Genomic DNA, 13209 nt, shown 5'->3' on the forward strand with positions numbered 1-13209 from the left:
ACAGTGCATGGAAGACGACCACGCCGACCAAGCCCGCGATGCGGCGCTTGGGCGGGGGACCGCCGATTCCTCTGGCTGTGATGCTCGTCATGTTTATATCCACTGTCTTCTGATTCGCCCGGCGGCGGCGCGCCGCCGGGCCCGAGAACGGAGCGGAAACCAGTTCCGCTCCATCCAGTTTCCCGCCGCCTTAGAGCTTGTAATTAGCCCGGAGGAAGAAGGAACGTCCCATCGGATCGGTAAAGCGCGGATCGTAGTTTTGCTGCGTGGTGCGCGTCATCTGATTGGAGTACGGCGGCTCTTGATCGAACAGGTTCTTGATGCCGGCGGTCACCGTCAGTTGCTTGTTCCAAGCGTAGGTGCCGGACAGATTCCAGGTGGAATACGGTCTGACCTGATGGAACGGCTGCCCCTGCTTCAGATAGGGATTGGAATCGGTGTAGCCGGACTTGTAGTTCTGCGCCAACATCGTACTCCACGGACCATAGGACCAGCCCAGCGTCAGGTTATGCTGCCAGCGGAAGGTAGGGGCACCATCCAGGAAAGTACCCAGATTGCTGTAATACGGGCCGTTCTTCTCGGTCTGATAGGAGTACTTGGACAGATAGGTGCCATCCAACGTTGCCGTGAAGGTACCCACCGAAGTTTTGGGCAAGACCCAGTTCAGCTTGATGTCGACACCCGCGGCGCTCAGATTGCCCAGGTTGTCGTAGTCGTCGATGATATAGGACAGATTGCCGCTGCCATCCCGTACAAAACGATTCGCGTACTTGGCCGGGTCGGCGAAGATGGCGGTTTCGTCCAGGAAGCTGATCTGGCCCTTGATCATGGTCCACCAGAAGTCGGCGCTGGCAGTGAAGTCCTTGACCGGCTCGATCACCATGCCGAAGGACAAGGAGGACGACTTTTCCGGTTCCAACTTCTTGTTGCCGGCGATGCGTTTATTGCGCTGCATCTTGGTGCAAGCGGAACCATCTGCGCCCGGTGCCGGGTTGACGCCGTCCGGACAAGCGCCGTAATCAACATAGCTGCTGCTGGTCAGCTGCAACTGGTTGGGACGGTAGATGTTGTACAGCGACGGCGCGCGGAAGCCGGTGCTGGCGGAGCCGCGGAACATGACTTGCGAGCTGGGCTGGAACTTGAACGCGACCTTCGGATTGATCGAGCTGTCGGTATCGCTGTAATGGTCGTAGCGCGCAGCCAGTTGCACGTCCAGGTTCTTCAATACCGGAATGTCCGCTTCGCCGTAGAAAGCGTAGGCGGAACGGCTGCCGCTGGAGTCTTCGGTCTTGTCCTGGCCAGTGCTCAAGGCATCACGAGTTACCGCTTTGTTGTAGATCGTGCTCAAGGACTCGCGGCGCACTTCCGCGCCCAAAGCGATAGCCATCATCCCCGCCGGAAGCTGCAACACTTCGCGGCTGGCCTTGATGTCCGCCATGTCGATGGTGGACTTGGCTTCCTTGGTTTGACCTGTCATGCCCACCGAACGCCAGGCCGCCAGATTGTTGCCGGACAGATCGAACGGATCCAACGCGCCGCTGTTGACCGCGGACTGCATCTTGCTCTTGCTGACATAGCCGGAAGTCAGGTTTTCCTTGATCAGGTTTTCCGAACGCCCGATGCCGGCGCGGTAATCCCAACCGGCGATCAGGCCTTCCATATTCAACATCAAGCGCTGCGTCACCGAGTTGGCCTCGGTCTCGCGATTGCCCAGCGGGATGGTGCGCACATAGAGCTTGTCGAGCTTGGTCGGGTCCACCGCGTTGACGCGGGTGATGTCGCCAGCCGTGGGCAGCGGCGCGTTCTGCGCAGTGGTGATGGTCTCGGTGCGGGTGTATTGCAACGACAGCTCGTGATTATCGCCTATGCGCTTGGTGGCCTTGACCAGGCCGGAAATCTGCTCCACCTGCGGGATGATGCTGGGGTACAGAGAATAGTACTCCAAGCATCGGTTACCAAGCTTAGAGTCACTAACGTATTGGGAAAACGGCGGACGGCAATTTGGCGCGGACGGAGCCACCCACTTGCCGGTGACGCCATCGATATAGTTGCCCGGCCATGCACTAGAGCTGGTACCAGTGAATTTGTTGACTTGGTGGGCGTAGTCGCGCTGCCCCGCCATCACCATGTCCTGCTTCATGTAGTCAATGGCGCCATAGACGTTGAAACCGTCCTGGCCCAGATCGCCAATACCGTAGGAAGCATTGATGCGCTTTTCATCACCGCCGCCATGCTGCGGATTGGCCAAGCTGCCGCCGATGCTGAAACCCTTCAGGCTTTTCTTGGTGATGAAGTTCATCACGCCGCCGATGGCGTCGGTGCCGTAAATGGCGGAGGCGCCGTCCAGCAATACTTCCACGCGCTCAATGGCGGACAGCGGGATGGCGTTCAGGTCGGCGGACGTGCCGTCGATCGCCTGGTTGGCCATGCGGCGGCCATCCAGCAGTACCAGCGTGTATTGATTGCCCAGGCCGCGCAGGCTGGCGAAGGAACCGCCGCCGGAGGAGGAGCCGACCGAGGAGCTGGCACCTTGCGACGACTGGTTGGCTGCGATGCTGTTGACCACCTGTTCCACGGTGGTCAGGCCTTGCTTGGCCAGATCTTCGGTTTTGAGAATGGTGACGGGCAGCGCCTTTTCCTGCTTGATGCTGCGCTTGATATTGGAACCGGTGACCTCTACCCGATCCAGCTGACCGGAGTTCGCCTCAGCGGCGAATGCGAACGGCGCATGGCTCGCCATGCCGGCCATGGCCAGGGCAAGCACTAGCTGCTTCTTTTGACTTCTCAACTTGATTTCTCCTTAACTGCACACGGAAACCAGCAGCGCTTCTGGCGAACGTTTGCTGGATACTGCAGGTCGTCGACAATCGAACGTCATGACCATGTTTCGAGTGTGTTAAGGATTGTTGCTTCTCGTCAATATTTGTTGAGGGACGATCCACGGTGTCCGGCGGTTTGTTCCAGCGCCCCGTTTGGCGGAGAAATGCGTAAAAATCATGTTAGCGCTTGAAAATCAATAGACTATCCCCCTGATTTTTGCCAGCAGCTTTTACAATCACCTGCTAATTCCATGTCATTTTTTATAGTGAACACCCCTTGCCATTGTTGCTTTTTTGCATTTTTACGACAATTTTGTACAAGAATTTCAGATTAGGCTAATTTTGCAAAAACTTATGCATTCGTTTTTTTAATGGCTGGTATGAAAAATTCTCCCCCTCATAATCAAATCCTCCCTGCCTGCCTCCAGCTCAAATAAGAAAAACAACTCCAAAAGCATAAAGCCCCGCCACACCAGACGGTGCGACGGGGCTTGATCAAACGACTCTTGGCGAGGATTAGAGTTTGTAGTTGGCTTTCAGGAAATAAGCGCGCCCCACCGGATCCGCCACCACTGGATCAAAGCCATACTGGAAGGTTTTGGTCTGGTTGCTGTAAGGCGGCTCCTGATCGAACAGGTTGCGGATGCCGGCGGTAATGGTGAGCTTCTTGTCCCATACATAGCTGCCGGACAGATTCCAGTTGGAGTACGGACGCACGTTATGACCTTCATCATTGGGATTCAGGTCGGTATAGCCGGACGAATAATTCTGCACCAGCACTCCGCTCCACGGTCCCCGCGCCCAGTTGAACGCCAGGCTATGCTTCCAGCGCAAGGTCGGCTGCAGAATATCCTTGTACCAACCGCCCAGCGAGCTCAAATAGGGTCCCTTCGGCTCCAACTGCTGCTGGTACTTGGAAGTGTAGGTGCCATCCAGGTTGACGCTGAAATTGCCCAAAGCATTCTTGGGCAAGCGGAAGGCCAGGCTGATGTCCACGCCGGCCGCGCTCAAGGTACCCAGGTTCTGAGTGGTGGTGATCACATGGTTGAGCGAGCCGTCCGCGTTGCGCACGAACTTGTCGGCGTACTTGCCCGGATCGGCGAAAATCACGCCGGGGTCCAGCGAGTTGATGGTGTCTTTCACCGTAGTCCACCAGAAATCCGCGCTGGCGGTGATTTCCTTGATCGGCTCAATCACGATGCCGAAGGTCAGCGAACTGGCCTTCTCTGGCGACAAATTGTTGTTGCCGCCCTGCAAGGCTTCGAACTGGGTGTTGCAATCGTCCACCTTGTTGCCGCCGTTGGCCGGCGTGCCGCCCGGGCAACGCAAGGGGTCGTTGAACTTGTTGGCGGTGTAGGTCTTGCTGTTGGGCGTGAACACATCGTACAGCGTCGGCGCGCGGAAGCCCTTGCTGGCGGAGGAACGGAACAAGACCTGCGGGATAGGCTGGTACTTGACGGCGACCTTCGGGTTGAAGGAGCTGCCGAAGTCGGTATAGCGGTCGTAGCGCGCAGCCAACTGGGCGTCGAAGTTTTTGAAAATCGGAATATCCGCTTCCACATAGGCCGCGGTCACGCCGCGGCTGCCGCTGGTGGACTTGGAATCGGCGATGCCGGACCCCAGCGCGAACTGGGCGATGTCCTGGATCTGGCTGTCCAGTTTCTCGCGCCGGGTTTCCACGCCGAAAGCCGTCGCCATCATGCCGGCCGGCAGCTGCAACACCTCCTTGCTGACCTTGAAGTCCGCCATCACCGTCTGGTATTTGGCGATCCAGCCGTCGCCCTTCAGTTCAGTGCTCTGCCAAGCGCCGGGCGCAGAATCTCCAAAGGGATTGATGGTGCCGTCCTGGAAAGCGGCGGCGATCTTGTCGCCGTGCACATAGCCGGACTTGTAATTGATGGTGGTCTTGTTTTCGGAGTAAGCCACCCCGCCGCGGTAATCCCAGCCCGCCAGCAAGCCTTCGGCGTTGAAAGCCAGCCGCTGCGTGGTGGATAGACTCTCGGTCACGCGCGGCCCCAGCGGCACCGAGCGCGAGTTGATCACCACGGCGCTGCCGTCGGTGGGCGTGCCGTCCGGCAAGTGGGTGGGATAATACTTGTCGCCCGCCTTCAGGGTGGCGATCTTGCTTAGCGGCGCCGGCGAGATATGCGTGGTGCTGACGTTGCGCGCGCCCATGTACTGCAGCGACAGCGTGTGATCCCCAATCTGCTTGGTGCCCTTGACGAAGGCGGTCAGTTGTTCCACCTCCGGCGTCAGATCCATGTAGAGGTTGGCGTTTTCGCCACAGGAGTTGGCGTCTATCGGCTTGGCGTACGGTGGTTTGCAATTGGGCGCAGCCGGGTTGTAGGCGTTGCCCTTGTAAGTGAAGTTGGATGGGAAGACTCGGCCGCTCAGGTTGTCCGCGGTCAGGTATTTGTTGGCGAAGGAACGGTTCAGCGTGGTGATGGCGTCCAGCTTCTGATAGCTCAAGGAGCCGTAAACGTTGTAGCCGTCCTTGTTCAAGTCGCCGATGCCGGCGGTGATGCTGGCGCTGCCGGTATTGCCGCCCTTGTGATCGGTGGACACCAGTTCGCCACCCACCGTCACGCCTTGGTAACTCTTCTTGGTAATGAAGTTGATCACGCCGCCGATGGCGTCGGTGCCGTAGATGGCGGAGGCGCCGTCGCGCAGTACCTCGATGCGCTCAATCGCCGACAAGGGAATGGCGTTCAAATCCGTGGCGTAACCGCCAATCGCCTGGCTGGCGACACGACGGCCATCCAGCAGCACCAGCGTGTACTGCGACCCCAGACCGCGCAGGCTGGCGTAAGAAGCGCCGCCCGACACGGACTGCACCGACGAGGCGCCCACCATGCTGGACTGGTTGCTGGCCAGCGAATTCACCACCTGCTCCACCGTGGTGAAACCCTGCTTGCTCATTTCCTCAGTGCGCACCACCGTCACCGGCAGCGCCTTTTCTTGCTTGATGCTGCGCTTGATGTTGGAACCGGTGACTTCCACCCGATCCAGGGTGCCGCTGCTGGACTCCGCCGCCCAGGCGCTGCCGGCTTGGCCGCCCAGGCCTGCCAGGGCCAAGGCAAGCACCAACTTCTTCTTGCTAGTTCTCATGATTTCTCCAGTCATGTGCCTAACCTGCTTAGCGCGCTTCTCTAGACACGCTTTCAGCAGATCATCCAGCCACAGACTATTTGTCATATGGCCTGACACGATGCTTGAAGCATTTATTACAGACGGTCAATCAGCATCACGATTCGTCACATATGACCTTCCCGCCCATGGAGGCCTCCAAAGCGGAAAACACCATGCCCCAACCTTACGTAAAGACCGCCGGCAAAGGGTTTCATGCCATGAGCAAGCATGAGCCCTCGTTGTGAAAAGCGCAGCGGCGCGTTGCCTTTTTGCCAATAGGCTGCGCCGCGCAACACTTTCATGACATGTGTAAAAATCAGAAAGACGATTAAATCAATGCGTTTAACTCATATCTGTAGAGGACTGCGCCAAACACCGGCTCATGGCGCAAGACCCGGCTTGCAGTCCTCTAAAGAAACCGTGCGCTCCGGCTGTCCGGCCAACTGCGCTCGCATCGCCTGGCCGGCCAACTCGCGCCCTTCAAGCAAGCGCGGCTCCGCGCTGAAATTGACTGTCAGCCGGCTGCCGTCGGCGAAACGGGTCTGTTGAGCTAGGCGATCCGGCGTCAACCAGGCAAAGCCGGTCATGGCCTGAGTCGCCAGTTGTCGGTGCAAGGGCCGAAACACCTGATCCGCGCAACGCATCAGCGGCAGCCGCCTCGTCAGGCTTTCCGCGCTCACATGCCAGAGCGGCGGCGTGTTGTACAACCATTGCGCCAATAGATTGTCGGCATAGGCGTTGCTGAACTTCAGGTTGTCGTACAGCCAGTGATTGGTGGTGACGATGGAGTCGTGGAACACCGCCTGATAGAGCGGCAGCCGGTAGCGCGGCTGGTAGTAAATGTTCAGATAGGGTTGCTTTAAGGGTACCGAGCGGAAAAACACCTCGGGCTGGTCCGCCGGAAACCAGCGGCCCAGGAAGTACGGCGACTTGGGGTTTTTCTGCAAATCGGGATCGCCCCACCCCAGCACCGGCACCTGCATGCCGTGCGCGAAGGCGATTCCTCGCGAGGTGGCCGCGTTGCCGTTCTCAGACCCCACCGGCACGCCGAAACGATCCCTCACCCAGGCCATGCTGCGTTCGTTGCCGGCCGCCACGCCGGCCTGGCTCATGCGCCGGCCCGGCGTGTAATCGTCAAACACCATGCCGGTGGCGTAGGCATCCAGAAACCAGCTGTTGAAGCCCAAAGCCCTATGCAGCGCCTGGCTGCGCTGACGCAACACAGGCCGCACGCATTCCGGATTGGTGTAATAACCGGACTGCTGGAAACCGCTCTTGCGCCGGCCGCTGGCCAAGGTGATGCCGCAATCTCGATACGCGGCGGCGCCCTGCTGCGCCGTCAGCCAGTCCTCGCGCTTCCCTGGCGGCAAGGCGGTTTGGTAGGAGTCGTAGGACGCCATCAGATAGCCAGCGCGCACGCCCTCCGCCATCGCTTGCGGCTGCCACAAGCCCCCTTCCCAATTGTCCACCCCCAGCCATAGCCGCTCCAGTCCGGCCGCGCTCAAAGCCCGGAGCGTGCGGCGCGATAAGCCGCCGCCCCAATCGTCCGGCTGAGCCAAGGCCGCGCCGAACACTGCTCTCACCTCGCGACGCAAGCGGCGGTAAGGCGCGGCCAGCTTGCTCCACTCCGGCGCGGCGCTCAGCCAATCGGCCCGCGCCTCCGCCGCGGCCGCCTGATTGAAAGCCGTCAACAAGACCCGACGCTGGTAAGCATCCGGCTGAGCCGGAGCCGCCCGCAGCGCCGCGGCGGCTTCCGCGTCGAAGCGCCCTCTCAAGCGCCGCGCCAGCGCGCTGTCGCCGCGCAACAGGCTCACCCAGCGTCCCCAGTCGCGCACATCGGCCGCACCCAGCAAATCGTTGCCCCATAGATAGACATGACTGGCGCCCACCAGCTTGGCGGTTTCCGGCTGCGCACGCATCTTGTCCGCCAGGCTTTCGAAACGCCCCGCCTCGATCAACCATTGCCGATAACGTTTGGCTCCGGCCAAGGGGTCCCCGTCCGCCAAGTGCAACAGCAGGGTCATCGGTTCTTGTCGGTTCAAGACGTTGAAATCATGACTCAGCGCCAGCCCCAGACCGGCGCCGTCCCGGCTGACCTTCAAACGATTGTTGAAGGGATTCAGCAGCAGCCAATGCAAACTGCTTGCACCGTAATCCATGCCCCACAGAGGCAGGCTGAGATTTTCCGAGGTGTTGAGCCCGTCACAGGCGAAGCGCGGTAGAAAATCCAGCCACAGCGGATCGCCGGCCGGCGCATAGCTGCCCTCCGCCAAGGGCAGCAGCAAGCCGCGCCCCATCGCCGCCGCCGGCTGCCGCAACAGCGGCATGGTTTCCGCTGCTCCGGTCCCGGCTTGCACCGTCAACGTCAGGTCCGGACCGTCCAGGCGCGCGCTCAAGCGATAACGATCGTGCTCCCAGGACCATGCCGCCCCGGCCGCGTCCGCGCTCAGGTTCGCCACTTCCCGCGCGGGGCCGCCCGTCGACACCTCCAGCGGCGGTTGTCCGGCCGGCGTCGCGGTCACCGCCAGGGTGGCCGGGTCCAGCGCCACCCGCCACTGGGCGTTTTCCAAGCGGATCTGCGCCCAGGCGCTCAAGGGCAGGCTCATTGCCGCCAGCGCAAAAACAAGGGAACGGGGGGATATCGACATCGCGGGCACTCTCCATATTCGAATCAAGATGAAGAGATTAGAAAGGCAAAGGCCGTCGCGATTGTCAGGCGAATGTCAGGATTTCAACGCGGCCCGACCTGGCGGTGCGCCACCCTCAGAACCAATTGACCGCGCGCCTCGACGCGAACCAAGGCCACGCTCTGCCATAGCTCGCCCGGGCTGGACGGCCAGCGCAGCGCCTCGCCCAATTCCCGCCGCCGCCACCAGACAAAACCGTAATCGCTGCGCCTCAGCAGCGATTGCTCCAGCCAGGGCTGCGCGCAAGCCGCGCGCGGCGGCGGCAAGCGCGATACCGCCAGCGGGCTGCGCGACAGCCAGTCCAGATTGGCCACCTCCGGCAACGCCAGCTCGGCCTGCCATTGCCGGCCGGCGGCGCTAAGCTGCAACCGGTAGGCCCCCGCCGCCAGAGGCCGGCTCAAATCCGCGCTTTCCAAGCGGAAATTTTGGCCTTCCTCCCGCTCCAGCAAGCCGCCGCGCAACAGGTCATGCCCGTGCGCGTCCAATAAGCGCGCGTCCTCCAGCGCGCCGTGCCCGCTCAGCACGACCCGGTACGCGCGCGAGAGCGGCATGTCGCGCTGCGCCAGCTCCAGCGTCAAACGCGGCAGCCAGGCCGGCAGCGTCAACGGCGCGTCCTTGCCGCAATGCTCGGCGCTCAGCGCCGCCAAAGCCTGGGTCCAAGCCCGCCGCTGCGCCTGGCTGCGCAGAGCCGGCCAGCTTTCGGACAGCGCGCGCCAGGCGGCGTCATCGTCCGCCCCCAGCAAGGCTCGGTTCAAAACCGCCAGCGGATCGGCGCAGGCCGGCGCGGCCAGCGCCAGCCACAAGCACAATGCGCGCCGCATCAGAGCTTCTCCAGCCGGTAGCCGACGCCGCGCACGGTTTCGATGCCAAGGCCGGGCAGTTTCTGCCTCAGTTGCAGAATATGCGTGTCCACGGTGCGAGTGGATGGGAAATGCTCATAACCCCAGACCTGGTTCAGCAATTCGTCGCGGCTCATCACCCGCCCGGCCATGCGCGCCAACAACGCCAGCAGTTCGAACTCGGTGCGCGTCAAGGCCACTTCCCTTCCCCGCCAGTTCGCCGACTGCCGGGCGGGCTGCAAACTCAAGGCTCCCAGGCTCAGGCTGCCGTCTCCCAAAGGCCGCAGCTGAGCGCGAATCCGCGCCAGCAATTCCGCATGGGCGAAGGGCTTGCTCAGATAGTCCCGCGCCCCCGCCTCCAGCCCGGCCACCCGGTCGCCCACCTCCACCCGCGCCGTCAGCACGATCACCGGCAAGGCTTTCTGCGCCAGCCAGCCGGGCAAATGCCGCAGGCTATCGCCGTCGGGCAAGCTGCGGTCTAGAATGACCAGATCGGCGCGCAGCCACTGCGCGGCGGCCTCTTCCGCCCGCCGCAGCCACAGGCAGCGATAACCGGCATCCTCCAAAAAACGGCTCAGGCCATCGCCCAGCGTTGCGTCGTCTTCAATCAGCAGCAAAGTATTCATAAAGGGGAGTCCTGTTGCGGCGCTCGTTTGGCAGGCAGTTGCAAGCTAAACCGGGTGGGCGGCCCAGACAGGCGCAAGCGTCCGCCCAGCCGCGCCAGCACCCGCCTGACAATGGCCAGGCCCAAGCCCATGCCCTCGCCGCCGCTGCCCCGCCGCGTCAGCCGACGCAGCCGATAATCCGACAAACGGCCGCCGTCGCACACCGTCAGCGTCAGGCTGCGGCCGTCCCAATTCGCCAGCAATCGCCACGGCGGCCGGCCATGCCGACGCGCGTTGACCAGCAAATTGTCCAAGCACAGGCCCAACCAATAAGCAGGCAGCAGCAGCGTCGCGTCCTCGTTCAGGCAAAAAGCGGCCTGATGCCGCTCCGCGATCGCATCCAGCCATTCCGCCAGCCGCACCGCTTGCCGTCGTTCGTCCAACCTGTCGGCGGACAAATAATGACGGCTGGCTTCGGCCAACTGGCGCAGGCGGCTAACGCCGCCGGCCAAATGTCCAAAATGATCTTGAGCGGAATCCGGCAAGCGATCGAAGTCCCGTCGCAGCCCCTCCACCACGCCGGCCAGGCCGGCGATAGGCGTGCGCAGCTCATGGGTCAGCATCTGCAGGGCGAAACGCCGCTCCCGCTCCAGACGCCGCCGCTGCCAAGCCAGCCAGCCGCCGCCGGCCAGCGCCAGCCCGGCCAGCCCCGCCCATAGAGCCCGCCAAGACCAGGCCGACGCCGGCGCGGGGTTCAAACACAAGCCGTCCAAACGCTCCACGCAGGCGCCCGCGTCCGCAGACACCCTCACCCCAACCGCTTCCGCTCGCTCCCGCCAGGCCGCGGCCGGGTAAACCCGCCAGTAGCCGTCGCGCAGCCGCCACAACGCGCCGTCCTGCCACAACCAGTGCGCGCCGGCCAGCAAAGCGTCCAGATTGTCGTCGGACAAGGCGCCCAACAGTCCCAGCTCGTCGTCGCGCTCGCGCACATGCAGCCAGTCCGTCGCCTCCGCCTTAGGCCGCCCTTGCCGCCAATGCGCGGCGCTGCTGCCGCCCAGGGGGTGGACCGGATGCCGGCGCAGCCAATCATCCGGCAAACGCCCGTCCGCACAGCGTCTGCGTTCAAAATCACGCCATAGCGCCGGCACGGACGACACCTCGCCCTCGCAACCGCGCTCGTGCGCCGCCAATTGCCGCAAGGCGCGCAGACCGTAGCGGGACCAGGCCGGCTGCAAGGAGGCCGGATCAATCAAGCCCTCGTCCAGCGACTGAATCCGAGCCAGCGCCAAAGACCGCGCCGGTGCGGATTCCGCCAAGACGGCGTCCAGCCTCGACGACAGCTCCCCGGCCCAGGCCGCATGACAGATCAGCAAGCAACAACACAGACGTAGCATCATGCGCCGCATTATACGGAAAACCCTCCACCGCTCGGCTGACAGCCCGTCGCGAATCCGCTAGCATGCGTTTCCGGCTCATGACACAAGATCGGCATCCACGTGAAAGCAGGCTTTTCCTTCTTCGCCACCCGGCGCTTCTTTCCGCTGTTCGGCACCCAGTTCCTGGGCGCGTTCAACGATAACCTGCTGAAAACCGCCATCGTGGTGCTGATCAGCTTTCACGGCCTCAGCCTGGCCGGCCTGCCGCCGGAACAGCTGGTCAACTTGGCCGCCGGCGTGTTCATCCTGCCCTTCTTCCTGTTTTCCGCCACCGCCGGCAAGTTGTCCGAACGCTACGACAAAGCCGTCATCGCCCGCTGGATCAAGCTGGCCGAAATCGCCATCATGCTGTTGGCCGGCGCCGGCTTCTTCCTTCACTCCGCCGGCCTGTTGCTCGGCGCGCTGTTCCTGATGGGCGCTCACTCCGCGTTTTTCGGTCCGCTCAAGTATTCTGTACTGCCGCAATATCTGAAGGAACACGAATTGGTGGGCGGCAACGGTCTGATCGAAATGGGCACCTTTCTCGCCATCCTGATCGGCCAGATCGGCGGCAGCATGCTCACCACCGGCGGCCCCTACCTGATCACCGCCACCTTGCTGGCCACCGCCCTGCTCGGTTACGGCGCCAGCCGCGCAATGCCGCCGGCCCAGCCCGGCGCGCCAAAGCTTAAGCTGTCCTTCAATTTCCTCAAGGATTCCGTGCTGCTGATGCGCGACGCTTGGCGCATCCGCGACGTGCGCTGCGCCATCCTCGGCATTTCCTGGTTCTGGTTGATGGGCGCGGTTTACACCACCCAGTTGCCCACCTTCACCCGCCTGCACCTGGGCGGGGACGCCGGCGTCTACACCCTGCTGCTGGCGCTGTTCTCCATCGGCATCGGCCTGGGCTCGGTGGTCTGCGCCAAGTTGTCGCAAGGCAAGCTGCAACTGGGCATGGTGCTGGTGGGCAGCGCCGGCATGACGCTGTTCGGCGGCGATCTGGCGCTGTCGGCCATGCAGCACTATCGCGGCGAGCTGATCGGCCTGAGCGAGTTCCTGGCTCGCGCCGGCAGCTGGCGCAATATGATCGACGTGGCGCTGCTGGGCTTTTTCGGCGGTTTCTTCACCGTGCCGCTGTACACTTGGCTGCAAACCGCCAGCCCTGACGATTTCCGCTCCCAGGCCGTGGCCGCCAATAATATCGCCAACGGCTTCTACATGGTGGCCGCCGCCATCGGCAGCGCGCTGGCGCTGAAGCTGTACGACAGCATCGCCATCCTGCTGCTGGCCACCGCCGCGCTCAACATCCTGGCCACGCTGCATCTGCTGAGTGCCGCCCCGGTGATTTGGCGACAGCGGCTGGACTGGCTTCGGGCGCTGCGCGGCTGATTAGAGAAAACCACGCGCCTCCGTCCCCTCTCGCTCAGCCTCGTTGATCCCATGAAAAAAACCGCCCCGATGCCTCGGGGCGGTTTCACAATACGCTAGGCTTTCATTGCGGCGCACAGTAAGTCGGCTCCGCGGGACAATAAGAGCGAGGAAGACAACGCCCATCCCAGTACCATCAACGCGATTCCCGCCACGCACAGCGCCATACGTTCATGGTTCATGCATTTCTCCAAATAATTCACCGGCGATCTTGCCTGGCTCATGGAGATGCATCACAGCCGCTGATAATCCGCTGCCTTTTACCAAACAGCAAGACAAGGCGAAAA

General features: G+C 62.3%; 7 protein-coding genes. 1 reads left to right on the forward strand and 6 read right to left on the reverse strand.

What is annotated here, in order from left to right; genetic code table 11:
• Positions 1–190 precede the first annotated feature (190 nt).
• From BR71_RS14125 to BR71_RS14150, 6 genes are all read right to left on the reverse strand, one after another.
• Positions 191–2788: a TonB-dependent receptor plug domain-containing protein gene (locus tag BR71_RS14125; RefSeq protein ID WP_244269637.1), complete on the reverse strand. Its 2598-nt coding sequence runs from the start codon at positions 2786–2788 to the stop codon at positions 191–193.
• Between the two features lie 547 nt (positions 2789–3335).
• A complete protein-coding gene (locus BR71_RS14130; protein ID WP_052370580.1) occupies positions 3336–5927 on the reverse strand; it encodes a TonB-dependent receptor plug domain-containing protein in 2592 nt (863 codons plus the stop codon).
• 401 nt (positions 5928–6328) lie between these two features.
• Positions 6329–8596, reverse strand: coding sequence for a glycoside hydrolase (locus tag BR71_RS14135; RefSeq protein WP_043638639.1), 2268 nt, complete (start codon positions 8594–8596; stop codon positions 6329–6331).
• Positions 8597–8679: 83 nt separating this feature from the next.
• Positions 8680–9456: a DUF2861 family protein gene (locus tag BR71_RS14140; protein WP_052370582.1), complete on the reverse strand. Its 777-nt coding sequence runs from the start codon at positions 9454–9456 to the stop codon at positions 8680–8682.
• Entirely contained in the window at positions 9456–10100 is a 645-nt protein-coding gene (locus BR71_RS14145) for a response regulator transcription factor (RefSeq protein ID WP_043638643.1), read from the reverse strand. The genes BR71_RS14140 and BR71_RS14145 overlap by 1 nt, the downstream gene beginning before the upstream one ends.
• Entirely contained in the window at positions 10097–11476 is a 1380-nt protein-coding gene (locus tag BR71_RS14150; protein WP_043638818.1) for an ATP-binding protein, read from the reverse strand. Before BR71_RS14150 ends, BR71_RS14145 begins: the two co-directional genes overlap by 4 nt.
• A gap of 99 nt (positions 11477–11575) precedes the next feature.
• Here BR71_RS14150 and BR71_RS14155 point away from each other — a divergent pair, with 99 nt between their 5' ends.
• Positions 11576–12883, forward strand: a complete 1308-nt coding sequence (locus BR71_RS14155) for an MFS transporter (protein WP_043638646.1) — start codon at positions 11576–11578, stop codon at positions 12881–12883.
• Positions 12884–13209 lie beyond the last annotated feature (326 nt).

Origin of the sequence: Chromobacterium haemolyticum DSM 19808, from assembly GCF_000711885.1 — a bacterium.
Lineage (GTDB): Bacteria > Pseudomonadota > Gammaproteobacteria > Burkholderiales > Chromobacteriaceae > Chromobacterium > Chromobacterium haemolyticum.